Genomic DNA, 17722 nt, shown 5'->3' with positions numbered 1-17722 from the left:
GGGCATGGCACTCGAAGAACCCGCTCGCTCAGGCGACCGCACGGGAGCCGACGCCGAGCACCGGCCGGACCTGCTGGGGCGCATCGCCGCACCCCTGGCCGCGATCAACCGCGCGCCGCTGACCTCCTATCACGTGGTCATGGTGGTCACCTGCCTGCTCACCGTGATCGGACTCGGCATGGTGCTCTCGAGCTCCAACGTCCTGGCGTTCTCCGGCGGCGGCACCCCGTTCGACATCTTCCTGCGTCAGGCGATGTTCGTGATGATCGGCTGGGTGGGGTTCATGGTGGCCCTGCGGATGCGGCTCGAACTCCTCCGCAAGGCCGCCCTCCCGCTGCTGGTGGTCGCGATCGCCCTGCTCGTCGTGGTCCTCCTGCCCGGGGTGGGCTCCGAGGTCAACGGCTCCCGCGGGTGGATCGACCTCAAGATCTTCTCCATCCAGCCGGCGGAGATCGCTAAGTTCGCGTTCATCATCTGGGCGTCCGCGACGGTGGCCAAGCGGATGCGCACCGGGTACTGGCTCGACCTGCTCTTCCCGGCCGTCGTGGGGTACGGCGTGGTCGCCGGCCTCGTCGTCGTGGCCCCCGACCTCGGCATGGCCACTGCGGTGACCATCGCATTCCTGTGCCTGCTGTGGTTCGCCGGCTACCCGACCCGCCACTTCGTCCTGGTCATCGCGGTCGGCACCGCGGTGTTCGGCGCGCTCGCCCTGGCCTTCGCCTACCGGTTCGAGCGGATCAGGACGTTCTTCGACACGTTCGTCGGCGACTTCTCCAACCCGCAGGGTTCGGCCTACCAGTCGTATCAGGGGATGCTCTCCCTGGCCGAGGGCGGTCTCTTCGGCGTCGGTCTGGGCCAGTCCAGCGCCAAGTGGTTCTACCTGCCCGAGGCCACCAACGACTTCATCTTCGCGATCATCGGCGAGGAACTGGGCTGGTTCGGCGCCGTGGTGGTGGTGTCGCTGTACCTGGCTCTGGGGTGGGCGGGCATGCGGATCGCGCTGCGGTCGGTGGACCCGTTCCGGCGGCTGCTGGCCGGGACGATCACCGCGACGGTCGTGCTCCAGGCGTTCATCAACATCGGCTACGTGGTGGGCCTGTTGCCCGTCACCGGCCTCCAGTTGCCCCTGATCTCCAATGGTGGCACCTCGGCGGTCGTCACGCTGGCCTCCCTGGGCATCCTGGCCAATTGCGCGCGGCACGAGCCCGAGGCCATCTCCGCGATCCTCAGTTCGCCGGAGCGCCGCCGTCGGCGGTGGTTCTCCCTCCCGAACCCGCGTCCGTACACCCCTGATCGCCCGGTCCCCGCCTCGGCAGTCCCCGGCCGGTCGAGTGCTGGCGCCCGACGCTACGGAGAGCCCGTCACCCGGCAGTCCGCCTCTCGCCCGTCCGATGGGCAGTCGTCTGCCGCACGCCCGTCTGCCGCACGCCCGTCTGCCGCACGTACGTCTGCTGCGCGACCGGCTGCGCCACGATCGTCTACCTCCTCGGGCCGGGACAGGTCCGGATCCGGCCGTGGGGCCGCACAGCCGGCGCCGGTGCCGCGCCCGGCCCGCGGTGCGCCCACGGCCCCGGCGTACGAGTCGATGCCGAGCCCGGCCGACGCCGCTCGTGACCGTCGCCGCGGCGCCACCGCCATGACCGGCCGGACCGCCCGGCCGGTCCGTGAGCGGGAGGCGGAGCGTCGCCAGCCCCGGCCGCCGGCGCCCGACTCCGGGACGCGGCAGTCGCCCGCTTCCGCCAGGCCGAGTTCGATCCACCGGGGTCGGGAGCGATGAGCGCCCCCCGCACCGGCGGTCCCTCGGTGCTGGTCGTGGGCGGTGGAACCGCCGGACACATCGAGCCCGCACTCGCCGTGGGTGAGGCCGTCGCAGTTCTCGATCCGACCGCGCGCGTCACCGCCGTCGGCACCCCCAGGGGACTGGAGACCGAACTGGTCCCACGCCGGGGGTTCCCGCTCGAGCTGGTCGACCCCGTGCCCCTGCCCCGGAGCGTCGGCGGCGACCTCTTCCGGCTGCCCGGGCGACTCGTGCGGGCGGTCCGTGGCGCCCGGGACGTGCTCCGCCGGACCGAGGCGGACGTCGTGGTGGGTTTCGGCGGATACGCCTGCGTTCCCGTCTACCTAGCCGCTGCCGCCACCAGGGGCCGCGTCCCGATCGTGGTGCACGAGGCCAACGCACGCGCGGGGATCGCCAACAAGCTCGGCGCGCGGTTCGCGGTGGCGACCCTGGCGGCCGTCAGCGACTCGGGTCTCGACGCCCGGGTGGTGGGCAACCCGGTCCGGAGATCGGTGGCCACCCTCGACCGGGCGGCGCTGCGCGCCGAGGCCCGGAAGGCCTTCGGCCTGGACCCCCACGCGCCCACGGTGCTGGTGGTGGGCGGGTCCCAGGGCGCGAGGTCGCTCAACACCGCGATGGCGGGGGTCGCGCAGGAGTTCTCCCGTGCCGGCGTGGGCGTGCTCCACGCGGTGGGGCCCAAGAACGTCGACGACGCGCCCCGCGTCAACGGGGACGATCCGGCATCTGTGGGCCCGGCATATGTGACAGTGCCGTACCTGGACCGGATGGACCTGGCGTACGCGGCGGCGGACCTGATCCTGTGCCGGTCGGGGGCCATCACGGTGGCCGAGGTGTCCGCGGTCGGCCTGCCCGCCGTGTTCGTCCCGCTCCCGCACGGCAACGGGGAGCAGGCGCTCAACGCGCGCGACCTGGTGGCCGGCGGCGCCGCGCTGATCGTCGAGGACGCGGCGCTCACCCCCGACTACCTGCGGTCCACCGTCCTGCCACTGGCACTGGACCCGGACCGCCTCCAGAACATGTCCGCGGCCGCCGTCGGCGGCGGCTCCCGAGATGCGGCGGAGGTCGTGGCACGGATCGCGCTCGACGCCGCCGGAAAGGCCCGGCGTTGAGCCACAGCAGCACTCCCCAGGACGCAGTTCCCGCCACCCTGACCCGGGTACACATGATCGGGATCGGTGGGGCGGGCATGTCCGCCGTCGCCCGGATCCTGCTCGACCACGGCGTGGCGGTCTCGGGCAGTGACGCCCGCGACTCAGCCGAGCTGCGCGCGCTCGAGGGCCGGGGCGCGGTGGTCCGGGTGGGCCACGATGCCGCGGCGCTCGAGGCGCTCGGCGCCCCGCCGGAGATCGTCGTGATCTCCAAGGCCGCGATCCCCGTGGACAACCCGGAGATGGCGGCGGCGAGGGCGGCAGGGATCCCCGTCGTCACCCGGTCGCAGGTCCTGGGGCATCTCGCCCGGACCGGCCGGTCGATCATGGTCTGCGGCACGCACGGCAAGACCTCCACCACGTCCATGCTCATCGCGGGCATGATCGCCGCCGGCGCGGACCCGTCCTTCGCGGTCGGCGGCACCGTCCTGCAGTTCGGCACCAACGCACGCGGCGGCACCGACCCCGTGTTCGTGGCGGAGGCCGACGAATCCGACGGCTCCCTGATGCACTACCAACCCGACGTGGTGATCCTGACCAACGCCGAACCCGACCACCTCGACCACTTCGGCACCGCGGAGGCCTACTTCGAGGTCTTCGACACCTTCCTCGCCCGCATCCCGTCGACCGGCGCGTTGGTCGTCTGCCTCGATGACGCGGGAGCCGTCGAGCGGGCGCGCCGCGCGGCCGCCGCGGGCGTCCGACTGCTCGGCTACCGCACCGCGACGGGGCCGGGGACGGACCTGCCCGTGGCGGGGGAGTTGACCGGGATCGTCGTGGACTCGGACGGGACCCGCGCCGAGCTCACCCTCGACGGCCGGCCCCGCGGCCAGCTGCACGTGGGCACCCCGGGTGAACACATGGCGCTCAACGCGCTCGCCGCGTTGCTGGCGGCGAGGGAGGTCGGCGCGGAAGCCGGGGTCGATGTGGACGGCTTCCTGTCCGGCCTGTCCGGCTTCGGGGGCGTGGGACGCCGGTTCGAACCCAAGGGCACGGTCGAGGTCGACGGCGGGCTGGTCCGCGTCTACGACGACTACGCGCACCACCCGACCGAGGTGACGGCCGTCCTGGGCGCCGGGCGGGAGATCGTCGCCGCCGAGGGCGGCCGGCTGGTGGCGGTCTTCCAGCCCCACCTGTACTCCCGCACCCGGATCTTCGCCGAGGAGTTCGGGCGGGCGCTGTCGCTGGCCGACGAGGTCGTGGTGCTCGACGTCTACGGGGCGCGGGAGCAGCCCGAGCCCGGTGTCGACGGCGGACTCATCGCGCGCCACGTCTCCGCAGCGTTCCACAATGCGCCCCAGCACGATGCGGCCCACCAGCACGTCCCTGTCCACTCTGTTCCTGTCCACCATGTCCCGGATCTCGACGCGGCCCTGGCGACGGTGCGCGACATCGCCCGGCCCGGCGACGTCATCTTCACCCTCGGCGCCGGCGACATCACCACTCTCGGCCCCCGGATCGTGGCCGGACTTGCGGGCCCGCAGCGGGTTCAGGACAAGGGCTGAGCTGTGACGGACGAGCCCCTCGAGGCGCCGGACGACCAGACGGAGCCGACGACCTCCGACGATCACGACCGGAGGATCACCGCCGCCACCGTGAGCCGCTCCGATGAGCGGGTCCGGCACTCCGACCCGTCGGTGCGGGCCACGTTGCGCAGGCGCCGCCGTCGGACCAACCGCGTCTACGCCGGGCTCGGCATCGCCCTGGTCGTGGTGCTGATCGGGTACGTGGCGCTGTACTTCCTGCCGGTCTTCTCCGTGCGTGACGTGCGGGTGGTCGGAACCCGGACCATCCCGGCAGAAGCGGTGACGGAGCGCGCCGCGGTGGCCCCCGGGACGCCGCTGCTGCAGGTGGACACGCACGCGGTCGCGCGACGCGTGGCCGGGATCCCCCGGGTGGATCAGGTCACCGTCACCCGCGACTACCCCTCGGGTCTGCGGATCGAGCTGATCGAGCGGACCGCGCTGGTGGTGGTCGAGGTGGACGGCGCGCAGCACCTGGTCGACGGCCAGGGGATCGACTTCGGGCAGGGGGAGCCGCCGCCCGGCACGCCGCTGCTCACCGTGGGTGAGGACTCGCGGGAAGAACTGCCGGCGGTCGTGCGTGATCTGTCGACCGTGTTCGCCGAGGTCCGCGGCACCGCGGGCCAGGAGATCGCCTCGGTCAGGGTCGAGACCCCGGCGTCGATCGTGCTCACCCTGCTCGACGGCCGGACGGTGGAGTGGGGGGCCGCGGGACGCGACCACGAGAAGGCGGTCGCTCTGCGGATGGTCCTCGGACAGCCGGGCGAGACCTGGAACGTGTCCAATCCGGCCCTGCCCGCGTCGCGTTAGAGCCGACACGCCCGCGAGCCTCGTGGACGCGTGGGGCCGCTGCCCCTACCGTGTGACCAGACGGCGGAAACAGCCTCTGACCAGCAAGTTTAACCCTCAACTAGAGGGTGAGAGTTGACGGTCGAGCGTCTATCGCCGAGACAGACTTCAACCGAGTACGACACCCCCATCAGCACGACACCCCCATCAGGAAGGCCGGGCCTCGATGAGCTCTCCGCACAACTACCTCGCAGTCATCAAGGTCGTCGGAATCGGGGGCGGCGGCGTCAACGCCGTCAACAGGATGATCGACGAGGGCCTCAAGGGCGTCGAGTTCATCGCGGTGAACACCGATGCGCAGGCGCTGCTCATGTCCGACGCCGACGTCAAGCTCGACGTGGGCCGCGAACTGACCCGCGGCCTGGGCGCCGGCGCCGACCCCGAGGTCGGCCGCAAAGCCGCCGAGGACCACAAGGACGAGATCGAGGAGGTCCTCAAGGGGGCCGACATGGTCTTCGTCACGGCCGGCGAGGGCGGCGGCACCGGTACCGGCGGCGCGCCGGTCGTCGCGGCCATCGCGCGCAAGCTCGGCGCGCTCACCGTCGGCGTGGTCACCCGCCCGTTCTCCTTCGAGGGCAAGCGGCGCGGCGGTCAGGCCGAGGCGGGCATCGAGGGCCTGCGCGAGGCCTGCGACACGCTCATCGTGATCCCCAACGACCGACTGCTCCAGCTCGGCGACGCCGGCGTGTCCATGATGGAGGCGTTCAAGACCGCCGACCAGGTCCTGCTCAACGGTGTCCAGGGCATCACCGACCTCATCACCACCCCCGGCGTGATCAACGTGGACTTCGCCGACGTCAAGGGCGTCATGTCCGGCGCCGGCAGTGCGCTCATGGGCATCGGCTCCTCGCGCGGGGAGGGGCGGGCGTACAAGGCCGCCGAGGCCGCCATCAATTCGCCGCTGCTCGAGACCACCATGGAGGGCGCCAAGGGCGTGCTCATGTCGATCGCCGGTGGTAGCGACCTGGGGCTGTTCGAGATCAACGAGGCCGCCACGCTCGTCCAGGAGGAGGCGCACCCGGACGCCAACATCATCTTCGGCACCGTCGTGGACGACTCCCTCGGCGACGAGGTCCGCGTGACCGTCATCGCCGCCGGGTTCGACGGCGGTTCCCGTCCGGTCACCGCGGGTGGGGGTCAGCCGCGCCGCGGTCGCCACCACATCGACGACGACGAGTCGGTCCCCGGCGCCTCCGGCGACACCGGCGGTGCCTCCGGTCTCGGATCGACCCCCCTCGACGGACGCCGTCGCGAGGAGCGCCGCGACGAGGCCCCGACGCAGGCGGATTCCGGCTATGCGGGTTCGCGCCGCCGGGACGAGGACGACGACATCGACGTCCCGCCCTTCATGCGGCACTGACGCCGGTCATGGCCTCCAACGGCCCCGGCCGGGTCCGCCGGGTGATCACCGACCGCCGCGGCGGCGCCTCCTCGGGCGACTTCGCCTCGTTCAACCTCGGCGACCACGTCGGGGACGCCCCCGCGGCGGTCTCGACAAACCGGGCCCGCCTCGCGCGCCGGATCGGCCTGCCCCAATCCGACGTGGTGTGGATGGACCAGGTCCACGGAACCCGGATCGCGCGCGTCACCCGCTCGCCGGGCGGCGCGGTCCCGGCCACCGACGGTCTGGTGACGGACCGCCCGGGCCTGGCCCTCGCGGTGCTCACCGCCGACTGCGTGCCGGTCCTCGCCGCGGATGAGGTGGCCGGGGTGATCGGTGCCGTCCACGCCGGGCGCAAGGGCGCGGTCGCCGGGATCATCCCGTCGCTGATCGGGGCCATGACCTCGCTCGGGGCCGATGCCGAGCGGATCACCGTGCTCCTGGGGCCGGCGGCCACGGGTCGCCACTACGAGCTCCCGGACGAACTCGCGGACGAGGTCGAGGCAGCGCTGCCCGGCAGCCTGACCCAGACCGTCGCCGGCACCGCCGGGGTGGACCTGCGGGCGGGGATCAAACTCCAACTGGCCGGCCTCGGGGTCAGCCGGGTGGACTCCGATCCGCGCTGCACCATCGCCGAGGAGACACTCTTCTCCTATCGTCGGCAGGGGCGCACCGGGCGCCAGGCCAGTGTGATCTGGCGGCAGGGGTGACGCGGAAGTGAACAGGGCAGAGGTGGACATGACCGATCCCCGGACCGAGGAGCTGGCCGCGCGGCTGGCCGAGACCCGTCAGCGCCTCGACGCGGCGCTGGCGGCCGCGGGCCGGGACGACCGGGTGGACCTCGTCGTCGTCACCAAGTTCCATCCCGTCAACGACGTCGCACGGCTCGCCCGCCTCGGCGTCCACGACCTGGGGGAGAACCGCGTCCAGGAGGCGGCCGCCAAGGTGGCCGACCTGTCGGCCGCCGAGCCGGAACTGGCCGGCGGCGTGCGCTGGAACATGATCGGCCACATCCAGTCCAACAAGGCCGCCTCCGTGGCCGGTTGGGCGGACCGCGTCCACTCGGTGGACTCGGCCAAGGTCGCGAGCGGCCTGGAGAAGGGTCGCGCCCGGGCGGCCTCGGAGCGGGACGGGGTCGAGCCGCTGCCGGTGCTCCTCCAGTTGAGCCTCGACGGCGACACCTCCCGCGGCGGGGTCGCCCGCGCGGACCTCCCCGAGCTCGCCGACCACGTCGCCGGGCTCGGGCACCTGCGCCTGGCCGGGCTCATGGTGGTGCCCCCGCTCGAGGGTGATCCGGCCGCTCACTTCGCCGACGCGGCCGAGGTGGCGGCGGCACTACGACTCGACCATCCCGGCGCGGAGGAGTTCTCCGCCGGTATGTCCGGGGATCTCGAGTCCGCCATCGCCGCGGGTTCGACCTGCGTGCGTGTCGGAACGGCCATCCTCGGGCCCCGGCCAGTAGTTTGAACTCCAGGATCGTGGGGCTGCCCCGCGACGAACAGCCCGCGACGACCCCGTATCAGGAAGGTCCCCGGAAGATGAGTGCAATCGCCCGGTTCAAGGAGTACTTCGGAATGGCGCCGGTCGCGGCGTACGAGGACGAGTACCTCGACGACTACGACCGCCCGGTCCACCACGACATCCGTGGCCCCCGCGCGGTGCACGAGGCCGACGACCTCGGCCCGGTCGCCCGCGATCGCCGGGAGGACTACGGCTACGCCGCGGACCGCTTCGGCGACGAGCCGGCGCCCCGTGCCCGGCCGGCCGACCTCGACCCGATCGAGGAGCCCGTCCCCGACCGGCGCCACCGTCCGGGATTCGACGAGCCCGCCCCGCGCCCGCGCCGCTACCACGCCGCCGAGGCCGGAGCCCGCGCCTCGCTGCGCGGAGTCCCCGCGACCCGCGGCGCCGTGGCGCTGGCGCCGGCCGAGGATTTTGTGGAGGACGGGCTGGTGACGGTTCCCGAGACCGTGGTCGAGCGGCCCCGTAACTTCGGCGACGGCAAGAGCCTCGGCGAGCACTTCCGCGCCGGTCGCGCGGTGGTCCTGGATCTGTCGACCATGGCCTCCGGCGACGCTCGCCGCATGGTGGACTTCGCCGCCGGGCTGGTGTTCGGGCTCGACGGGCGTATGGAGAAGGTCGCGGACCGTGAGCGCACCTTCCTGCTCCAGCCGGCCGGGATGGACCTCACCGAGGCCGAGATCCGTGACGCCGTCAACGGCGCTTTCCGTCGCTGAGTCAGCGGCGATACGAGTGCCGACGGCGCCGCGCCCGCGGGTGCCAGTAGGGTTGTCCCGTGGTTGAAACCCTGCTAGTCCTCTACATCATCACCCAGGTCTTCTGGTACCTGCTCCTGGCCAGGATCGTGGTGGAGATGATCACCTCGTTCTCCCGTGGATGGAGCCCGCGGGGCTTCTTCGCGGTGATCCTCGAGTGGTTGTTCACCATCACGGACCCGCCGGTCAAGGCCTTGCGCAAGGTGATCAAGCCGGTGCGGATCGGCCAGGTGTCCCTGGATCTGTCCGTGCTGGTGCTCTTCGTGATCATCATCGTCATCCAGGTGATCCTGCGCGGACTCATGGCGAGCGTCGGGTGAGGCGGATAGCAGGCCGGTAGTGACGCGCGGGTTCGATTGTGACTAGATTGGCACGCGTTAAGGTAGTAATGAAGTCGTGGGTCCGGTGCCAATATGCCGGGCCGGCACCCGAGACGACCACAAGGGGTATCCCATGCCGTTGACGCCAGCAGATGTGCACAACGTCGCGTTCTCCAAGCCGCCGATCGGTAAGCGCGGTTACAACGAGGACGAGGTCGATCAGTTCCTCGACCTGGTAGAGCAGGAGCTCGGCCGCCTCGTAGAAGAGAACGACGACCTCCGCCAGCGGGTGGAGGAGTTGAACAAGGACCTCGAGAAGGCCCGCAAGTCCGCCGACAAGGGTGGCAAGACCTCCGGTGACTCCGCGGGCGGCTCGGGTGCCGGCCGCGTCGAGCAGCCGCAGGCTCCTACGCCCACCCCCGCGCCCGCCGCCGCCCCGGTGGCCACCCCCGCTCCCGCGGCAGCGACCCCGTCGCTCGCCAAGGCCGCGGACAGCGGCGCGGCCAACAACGACACGCATCTGCGTGCGGCTCGCGTCCTGGCCATGGCGCAGGAGATGGCCGACAGGCTCACCGGGGAGGCCAAGAAGGAGTCCGACGGCCTCATGGCCAAGGCCCGTGGCGAGTCCGACCGTCTGGTCAGCGACGCCAAGTCGCAGTCCGAGAAGAAGGTCGGCGACGCCCGTAAGGAAGCCGACCGGATCCTCTCCGAGGCCAAGACCAAGTCCGACGGGATCGTCAAGGACGCGCAGAGCCGGTCGGAGCAGCAGATCAAGGAAGCTCAGGCCAAGGCCGACGCGCTGCAGGCCGACGCCGAGCGCAAGCACACCGAGATCATGGCCACCATCAACCAGCAGCGTGGCGTGCTCGAGGGTCGGATCGACCAGCTGCGGACCTTCGAGAAGGACTACCGCAACCGGCTCACCAGCTACCTCGAGAACCAGCTCTCCGAGCTGGGCAAGTCCGGATCGGCCGCCCCGTCCGCACCCGCGGAGAACGCCGGCGCGCCCGATCAGGGTTCCAAGAAGGACGGCGGCCACCGCGCCGAGTAGTCCACTCCCACATCCGTCCGGTCCCCGCCCCTTCCCAGGTGCGGGGACCGACGTATATTCGGGGAGACCGTGAGTCGCCCCTGGACCTGGGTCACCTCGGAACCACGCAGACCTTCCACGCCGCACGCCCAGGAGGAACGGATGCTCGTCGCCGCACTCGGACTGACGGTCCTCGGTTTCGCCTTCCTCGTCGCCGCCGTCGCCACGGGCCAGATCGGGTGGGCGTGGGCGTGCATCGCGGTCGGCGCGCTCGGGCTGCTCCTCCTGGTGATCGACCTCATCCGCGGTCGTGGTTCCCGCGGCCGTTCGGTCGACGACCCCACGGGCGTGGCCGAAGAGGCGGACGCCCACACCGACGGGTAACATCGACGGAAGTCCGGCCACGAGCCGGGTGCGCTGTGATCCGGCCATCACCGGGGAGTGCTCGGAAGAACGGTCGACCCCTTTCTCGCGGGGACGGCTCAGTAGAACCGAACGGGGGAGCCCGTCACAGCCCGACCCACGAGTGGGCGTCGCCGAGTCGTCGCCAAACGGGGTGGTACCGCGGAACGGACGCGTCAGTCGCGTCCGGATCGTCCCCGAGCGCAGGCCTGTCGGCCCCACGGGTGGAAAACTCGTGCGGGCCCCGTACCTCGAGGAGTCCGCCCTACATGAGCACCGAATCCGTGAACCCCGAGTCCGTGGGCGGCGAGTCCGGGAACCCTGAGCCCGTGAACCCCGAGTCCGCGGCGACGGGTAGCGCGTACCCGATCCTCGACCTCACCGGCGGAACGGGCGCGCAGTCGCCGTCGTTCCCCGCCCTCGAGGAGACGGTCCTGGCCCGCTGGGACGAGCGCGACACCTTCCGCGAGTCCATCCGCAACCGCGGCGACGCCGAGGAGTACGTCTTCTACGACGGCCCGCCGTTCGCCAACGGTCTTCCGCACTACGGTCACCTGCTCACCGGGTACGTCAAGGACGTCATCCCGCGCTACCGCACCATGCGCGGTTACAAGGTCGAGCGCCGCTTCGGCTGGGACTGCCACGGCCTGCCGGCCGAGCTCGAAGCCGAGAAGCAGCTGGGGATCACCGAGAAGTCGCAGATCCTCGAGATGGGGCTGGCCGAGTTCAACGCCGCCTGCGAGAAGTCGGTGCTCCAGTACACCGACGAGTGGGAGGACTACGTCCACCGTCAGGCCCGGTGGGTGGACTTCGAGAACGACTACAAGACCCTCGACATCGACTTCACCGAGTCCGTGCTGTGGGCCTTCAAGCAGCTCTACGACAAGGGACTGGTCTACAAGGGTTTCCGCGTGCTGCCGTACTCCTGGTACGAGCAGACGCCGCTGTCCAACCACGAGACCCGCCTGGACGACGCGTACAAGATGCGTCAGGACCCGGCGGTCACCGTGGCGTTGCCGCTCTCCGCGCCGCAGTCCAGCCCGTTCCACGGCGCCGAGGCGCTGGTGTGGACCACCACGCCGTGGACCCTGCCGTCCAACCTCGCCGCCGCCGTGCACCCGGACATCGACTACTCCGTGGTGCGGGTGGACTCCGGTGAGCTGGCCGGCCGCACCTTCGTACTGGCCGAGGCCCGCCGCGGTGACTACGCCGCCGAGTTCGGCGAGGACGCCGAGGTGGTGACCACCGTCAAGGGCACCGAGCTGGTGGGCCTGGACTACACGCCGCCGTTCGACTTCTTCGCCGGACACGCGGGCGCCCACGTTGTGCTGTCGGCCGACTACGTCACCACCGAGTCGGGCACCGGCATCGTCCACCTGGCCCCGGCCTTCGGCGAGGAGGACAAGGACGCCTGTGACGCCGCCGGCATCGAGCTGGTGATCCCCGTCGGACCCGACGGCAAGTTCACCGCCGAGGTGCCGCCGTACGTGGGCCAGCTGGTCTTTGACGCCAACGCGCCCATCTCGCGCGACCTGCGCTCCGCCGGGCGGCTGATCCGCCACGAGACCATCGAGCACTCCTACCCGCATTCCTGGCGCTCCGGCCAGCCGCTCATCTACATGGCCCTGCCGGCGTGGTTCGTCCGGGTCTCGGCGTTCCGGGACCGCATGGTCGAGCTCAACCGCGAGCACATCACCTGGATGCCCGAGCACGTGCGCGACGGGCAGTTTGGCAAGTGGCTCGAGGGCGCCCGGGACTGGAACATCAACCGGAACCGCTACTGGGGCGCGCCGATCCCCGTGTGGGAGTCCGACAACCCGGCCTACCCGCGCGTGGACGTCTACGGCTCGCTCGACGAGCTCGAGGCCGACTTCGGTGTGCGACCCACCGACCTGCACCGCCCGTACATCGACGAGCTCACCCGGCCCAACCCGGACGATCCGACCGGCGAGTCCACGATGCGCCGGGTCGCGGACGTGTTCGACTGCTGGTTCGAGTCCGGAGCCATGCCGTTCGCGCAGGTCCACTACCCGTTCGAGAACAAGGACTGGTTCGAGACCCACAACCCGGGCGACTTCATCGTCGAGTACAACGGCCAGACCCGCGGCTGGTTCTACACGCTGCACGTGTTGGCCACGGCGCTGTTCGACCGACCGGCGTTCACCCACGTCGCCGCGCACGGGATCGTCCTGGGCAACGACGGGCTCAAGATGAGCAAGTCCAAGGGCAACTACCCGGACGTCAAGGAGGTCTTCTCCCGCGACGGCTCCGACGCCATGCGCTGGTTCCTCATGAGTTCGCCCATCCTGCGCGGTGGCAACCTCGTGGTGACCGAGCAGGGCATCCGCGAGGGTGTCCGTCAGGCCATGCTCCCGCTGTGGAACTCCTACAGCTTCTTCCAGCTGTACGCGGCCGACCGGGCCACCTGGCGGACGGATTCCCCCCACGTCCTGGACCGCTACATCCTGTCCAAGCTCGCCTCGACGCGGGACGCCATGACGGCGGCGTTGGACATCACCGACATCGCCACCGCCTGCGACGAGCTGCGGCAGTTCGCCGACGCGCTGACCAACTGGTACGTGCGCCGGTCCCGTTCGCGCTTCTGGGCGGGCGAGTCCTCAGGCCAGGACTCCCGCGACGCCTTCGACACCCTCTACACCGTGCTCGAGACCACCATGCGGCTCGCGGCTCCGCTGCTCCCGCTCATGTCGGAGGTGGTGTGGGCCGGGTTGACCGGTGAGGAGTCGGTGCACCTGGTGGACTGGCCGGCTGCGGACGAACTGCCGAGGGACGCCGAGCTGGTCGAGGCCATGGAGGCCGTGCGCGCGGTGTGTTCGACCGTCTCCTCGGTGCGCAAGGCCAAGCAGTTGCGCGTGCGTCTTCCGCTCAACTCGCTCACGGTGGCGACGCCCGACGCCGAGCGGCTCCGGCCGTTCGTCGGCATCATCGCCGATGAGGTCAACGTGCGGCAGGTCCACCTGACCAGCGACGTCGCCGCGCACGGCCGGATGGAGCTGGCCGTCAACGCCCGCGCCGCCGGCCCGCGACTGGGCAAGCAGGTGCAGGCGTGCATCAAGGCGGCCAAGACGGGCGACTGGACCGAGGTCGACGGCGTCGTGACCGCCGGCGGGGTCGAGCTGCGGGAGGGCGAGTTCGAGCACCGTCTGGTGGCCGCCGACCCGGAGTCGACGGCCGCGCTGCCCGGCGGCGCCGGGCTGGTGATCCTGGACCTCACCGTCACCGAGGAGCTGGAGGCGGAGGGCTGGGCCAAGGACCGGATCCGCGAGATCCAGGAGGCCCGTCGCGGCGCCGGCTTCGACATCTCCGACCGCATCCGGGTGCGGCTGGAGGTCCCGGCGGCCCGCCGTGAATGGGCCGACCTCAACGCGCAGCTCATCGCCCGGGAGGTCCTGGCCACCGACTTCGCCGTCGTGGACGCACTGGACCCGGCCGACGGCGACCCGACCAACGGGAACGCTGCCGGTGCCGGCCCGGTCGAGCTCGCCGAGGGCGTCAGGATGACGCTCGCCCGGGTCTGACCCGGACCGGGCCCGAGCCGAAGCGAGGACGGACATGACTGACGGGCAGGACCGCTGGGTCCTGCACGTGGACATGGACGCGTTCTTCGCCTCCTGTGAGCAGCTCACCCGGCCGACCCTGCGGGGTCGGCCGGTGCTCGTGGGCGGCCAGGGCGGCCGCGGCGTGGTCGCGGGCTGCTCGTACGAGGCCCGCGCCTACGGTGCCCGGTCGGCGATGCCCTCCCACCAGGCGCGGCGGCTCGTGGGTCCGTCGGCCGTCTTCGTCTCCCCGCGGATGGCGGTGTACCGGGCGCTCAGCCGCCGGGTCTTCGAGGTGTTCGCCGAGCACGCGCCCGTGGTCGAGCAGGTCTCGGTGGACGAGGCCTTCCTCGAACCGCCGGAGCTGCGCGGGGCGAGCGTCGAGCTCACCAGGAAGTGGGCGCACGACCTGCGCGCGGCGATCCGCGAGGCCACCGGCCTGCCCGCGTCGGTGGGGGCGGGCGCCGGTAAGCAGTACGCCAAGATCGGCTCGGAGCTGGCCAAGCCGGACGGGGTCGCGGTGGTACCGCGCCGCGACCACGCCGAGGTGCTCTACCCGCTGCCGGTCCGGAGCCTGTGGGGCGTGGGGCCGGTGGCGGGGGAGCGGCTGTCCCAGTTCGGGATCGCCACCATCGGGGATCTGGCCGCGATGGACGACGACGACGTGGTCCACGCACTCGGGAAGACCGTGGGCCCGGCGATCGCCCGGATCGCGCGGGGATACGACGACCGGCCGGTTCACGAGCGGGCCGAGGCCAAACAGATCAGCGCCGAGAGCACCTTCGCGGCCGATCTCACGACCGCCGGTCAGGTGGCAGCGGCGGTGCGCCGGTCGGCGGAGGGCGCACACCGGCGTCTGCTGGGCGACGGCCGCGCCGCCCGCACGGTGACGGTCAAGGTCAAGCGCCCGGACTTCACCTCGATCACCCGCTCGTACACGCTGCCCAGCGGCACCACGTCGCTCGAGACGATCATCGCCGTGGCCCGCTCGCTGGCCCCCGACCCGGTCGACTTCGGCGCCATCCGCCTGCTGGGCGTGAGCCTGTCGGGACTGACAGAGAACCACCAGGACGCGCTGTTCGAGCAGGAGTTCCAGCTGGACGGCCGGACCACCCCGGGTATCGACGGCGACGAGGACCTGCCCGACATCGTGGGAGTCGGCACCACCGTCACCACCGACGACGACGAGGACCCCGCACTCGCGTCGGGATCGGCGGCCACCGACGATGCCCTTCACGCACCCCCGGCGATCGGGGCGTGGCGAGACGGCGGACACCAGCGTTTCGAGACCGGCGCGGACGTGCGGCACCCCGAATTCGGCCACGGATGGGTCCAGGGTTCCGGGCACGGCCGCGTCTCGGTCCGGTTCGAGACCGCGGCCACCGGCCCCGGCCGCATGCGGACCTTCGCCGAGGACGATCCCGTGCTGGAAACCGCCGACCCGCTGGATTCCCTCGGCTGGTGACTGCGGCACGAGAGCGCGGCATCCACTCCCGCGATTGAGCGCGGCATCCGCTCCCGCGATTGAGCGCGGCATCCGCTCCTGCGCCTGGCGTCTCGCTCGCGCGGGTGTACAGCCCGGCTACAGGCGCCCCTCGACATGGCGTCCGGCCTGCGCGGCGGTACGCGCGAGACGCCAGGTTCGCGTGCGGCTGTTCCAGTCCGGCCAGCACCGTGAGCGCCACGTCCCCAGGCCGCAGAACCGGGGTGGAGCACGCTCCACGCCCGGCGGGTCGCTCGTCAGCTGTAGAGGTGATACCGATCCCACAGCCGACGGACCTCCACCGGGTCGGCGGTCGAGAGTAGCGCGGCGAGCAGGACCCGGGCCTGGCCGGACCGGAGGTAACCGCAGCTCAGGACGCCGTGCGCCGCGAGTTCCGCGCCCCCGCCGGGCCCGGAGTACGTGGCGGTCGCCTCGCCGCGGGGCACGCGAGTGCCGGCCACCACCACGACGTCCGGCCGCTCGACTGCCAACTCCGCCACGGCCTCGGCGACCAGCGGCGGCAGGTTCCCGGACCCGGATCCCTCGAGCACGAGCCCTCGGGCCCCGGCCGCGATGCAGGCGCGCAGAGCGACCGCGTCGGAACCGGGCGGGCAGGCCACCACGTCGACCCGGGCGTCGGTGAAGCGGGCCCGACCGCGCAGGGTGGGCCGTTCAAGCTCGGCGGGCAGACCCTCCACGGGCAGATCCGGGGCGTTGCGGGCAAACGCGACCGCGTCGGTCGTGTGCCATTTGCGCACGCCACGCGCCTGGAGGATCGCCCGCCCCAGGACCACCAGCACCCCGAGGTCGCGTGAGACCGGGTCGGCCGCCAGGAGGACCGCGTCCAGGAGGTTGGCCGGTCCATCCGCGTCGGGATGGTCCGCCGGCAGCTGAGCCCCTGTGATCGCCACCGGCCGGGGATCGCGATGGACCAGATCCAGCGCCATCGCCGTCTCCTCGAGCGTGTCCGTGCCGTGGGTGACCACCACCCCGGACACGCCGGGATCGGCCAGCACGTCCTCGACGGCGTCGACGAGGACGTCCCATTCCGCTGGGCCGAACGTCGACGAATCGGCGTCCAGGACGGCCCGGGCGCTGACCCGTACCGAGTCGGGAAGCACCGCGCGGAGGTCGTCGAGCATCGCGCGGGTGGCCGGGTCAGAGTCGCCGGCCACCACGACCCCGCCGGCGGCCGTCGAGGCGGTGATCGTGCCGCCGGTGGTGCAGATCACGACGTGGGGGGTATCGGTGCTGGTCTGGGCGCTGTTCACCCGGTCCACAGTGGTGGGCTCGCGGCTCGGCGTCAACCACCCGTGCCGCAGGCGGTGGAACAATGGCCTGTCCGTGTTCGTTGGGCCGGTGATACGGCCCTCCAGCTGCACATCACGACGAAAGGACCACGTGTGAGTTTTCGACGGACCATCGCCGCTGTCTCCCTGTCCGCCTTCGCGCTGGGCGGCCTCGCCGCATGCGGCGGAGAGGACGGCCCCGGGCCCCGGGAAACCAACGCGGCGCCGCCCGCCACCGCGTCACAGGAGAAGGCCCCCGTGCCCACGGCCGAGGAACTGACCCGGTTGCTCGACCGGGCCTCCGATCCGACCGTCCCCGTGGCGGAGAAGGTCGACCTGGTGGAGGGCGGCGCCGAGGCGCCTGAGCTCTTCGATCAGATCGCCGCCCTCAAGTCGGAGCAGGGCGCCGGCGTGACCATCACCGGTGCCGCCGAGGGCGACATCCCGGGGACGCTCATCGCCAACGCGGTGATCTCGCAGCCCGGCCAGGAGGACATCAACGTCCAGGCGCAGTTCATCGAGCAGAACGGCCAGTGGCAGTTGCAGAAGTCCTTCGCGTGCGCGCTCATCACCAACGCCGGGCTCCAGCCGCCGGCCAGCTGCAGCGTCGCCTGAGCGCGGGAGCGACCTGCCGCTGAATCGACCAGTCGGCTCAGCGCCTGAGGG

The 17722-nt window shown here is 71.7% G+C and carries 15 protein-coding genes; 14 read left to right on the top strand and 1 reads right to left on the bottom strand.

The window, feature by feature from the left end; translation table 11 throughout:
* The first annotated feature begins 4 nt into the window (after positions 1 to 4).
* The 13 genes from ftsW (at position 5) to R4P08_RS11345 (ending at position 15749) form a co-directional block, all read left to right on the top strand.
* A complete protein-coding gene (ftsW, locus tag R4P08_RS11405) occupies positions 5 to 1777 on the top strand; it encodes a putative lipid II flippase FtsW (protein ID WP_317813970.1) in 1773 nt (590 codons plus the stop codon).
* Positions 1774 to 2907 carry an undecaprenyldiphospho-muramoylpentapeptide beta-N-acetylglucosaminyltransferase gene (gene murG / locus R4P08_RS11400; RefSeq protein WP_317813969.1) on the top strand — a complete coding sequence of 378 codons (1134 nt, stop codon included), beginning with the start codon at positions 1774 to 1776 and terminating at the stop codon, positions 2905 to 2907. The genes ftsW and murG overlap by 4 nt, the downstream gene beginning before the upstream one ends.
* A 53-nt stretch (positions 2908 to 2960) precedes the next feature.
* Positions 2961 to 4451 (top strand): UDP-N-acetylmuramate--L-alanine ligase, encoded by a 1491-nt coding sequence (murC, locus tag R4P08_RS11395; protein ID WP_317814087.1) that lies wholly within the window; start codon positions 2961 to 2963, stop codon positions 4449 to 4451.
* A 3-nt stretch (positions 4452 to 4454) separates the two neighbouring features.
* Positions 4455 to 5279 (top strand): cell division protein FtsQ/DivIB, encoded by an 825-nt coding sequence (locus tag R4P08_RS11390; protein ID WP_317813967.1) that lies wholly within the window; start codon positions 4455 to 4457, stop codon positions 5277 to 5279.
* 205 nt (positions 5280 to 5484) lie between these two features.
* Positions 5485 to 6678 carry a cell division protein FtsZ gene (gene ftsZ / locus R4P08_RS11385; protein ID WP_317813966.1) on the top strand — a complete coding sequence of 398 codons (1194 nt, stop codon included), beginning with the start codon at positions 5485 to 5487 and terminating at the stop codon, positions 6676 to 6678.
* A gap of 8 nt (positions 6679 to 6686) precedes the next feature.
* Positions 6687 to 7409, top strand: a complete 723-nt coding sequence (gene pgeF, locus R4P08_RS11380; RefSeq protein ID WP_317813965.1) for a peptidoglycan editing factor PgeF — start codon at positions 6687 to 6689, stop codon at positions 7407 to 7409.
* Between the two features lie 28 nt (positions 7410 to 7437).
* Positions 7438 to 8166 (top strand): YggS family pyridoxal phosphate-dependent enzyme, encoded by a 729-nt coding sequence (locus R4P08_RS11375; protein WP_317813964.1) that lies wholly within the window; start codon positions 7438 to 7440, stop codon positions 8164 to 8166.
* Positions 8167 to 8237: 71 nt separating this feature from the next.
* Complete coding sequence (locus tag R4P08_RS11370; RefSeq protein WP_317813963.1) at positions 8238 to 8936, top strand: cell division protein SepF; 699 nt, start codon at positions 8238 to 8240, stop codon at positions 8934 to 8936.
* Positions 8937 to 8995: 59 nt separating this feature from the next.
* On the top strand, positions 8996 to 9295 hold the full coding sequence (locus R4P08_RS11365; protein ID WP_317813962.1) for a YggT family protein: 300 nt from the start codon (positions 8996 to 8998) through the stop codon (positions 9293 to 9295).
* A 133-nt stretch (positions 9296 to 9428) separates the two neighbouring features.
* Positions 9429 to 10346 carry a DivIVA domain-containing protein gene (locus tag R4P08_RS11360; protein WP_317813961.1) on the top strand — a complete coding sequence of 306 codons (918 nt, stop codon included), beginning with the start codon at positions 9429 to 9431 and terminating at the stop codon, positions 10344 to 10346.
* Between the two features lie 141 nt (positions 10347 to 10487).
* Complete coding sequence (locus tag R4P08_RS11355; RefSeq protein WP_317813960.1) at positions 10488 to 10709, top strand: hypothetical protein; 222 nt, start codon at positions 10488 to 10490, stop codon at positions 10707 to 10709.
* Positions 10710 to 10996: 287 nt separating this feature from the next.
* The gene (gene ileS / locus R4P08_RS11350; protein ID WP_317813959.1) at positions 10997 to 14266 is read left to right on the top strand and encodes an isoleucine--tRNA ligase; all 3270 of its coding nucleotides are present in this window, start codon (positions 10997 to 10999) and stop codon (positions 14264 to 14266) included.
* Between the two features lie 34 nt (positions 14267 to 14300).
* Positions 14301 to 15749: a DNA polymerase IV gene (locus R4P08_RS11345; protein ID WP_317813958.1), complete on the top strand. Its 1449-nt coding sequence runs from the start codon at positions 14301 to 14303 to the stop codon at positions 15747 to 15749.
* Between the two features lie 275 nt (positions 15750 to 16024).
* Here the strand turns inward: R4P08_RS11345 and R4P08_RS11340 are convergent, their stop codons facing one another.
* Complete coding sequence (locus tag R4P08_RS11340; protein ID WP_317813957.1) at positions 16025 to 17038, bottom strand: asparaginase; 1014 nt, start codon at positions 17036 to 17038, stop codon at positions 16025 to 16027.
* A gap of 132 nt (positions 17039 to 17170) precedes the next feature.
* Here R4P08_RS11340 and R4P08_RS11335 point away from each other — a divergent pair, with 132 nt between their 5' ends.
* A complete protein-coding gene (locus R4P08_RS11335; protein ID WP_317813956.1) occupies positions 17171 to 17671 on the top strand; it encodes a hypothetical protein in 501 nt (166 codons plus the stop codon).
* Positions 17672 to 17722 lie beyond the last annotated feature (51 nt).

This window comes from Rhodococcus sp. IEGM 1408 (genome assembly GCF_033142235.1).
Taxonomy (GTDB): domain Bacteria; phylum Actinomycetota; class Actinomycetes; order Mycobacteriales; family Mycobacteriaceae; genus Dietzia.
The sequence above is the reverse complement of the archived record's forward strand: the minus strand, read 5'-3'. Positions and strand labels throughout refer to the sequence as shown.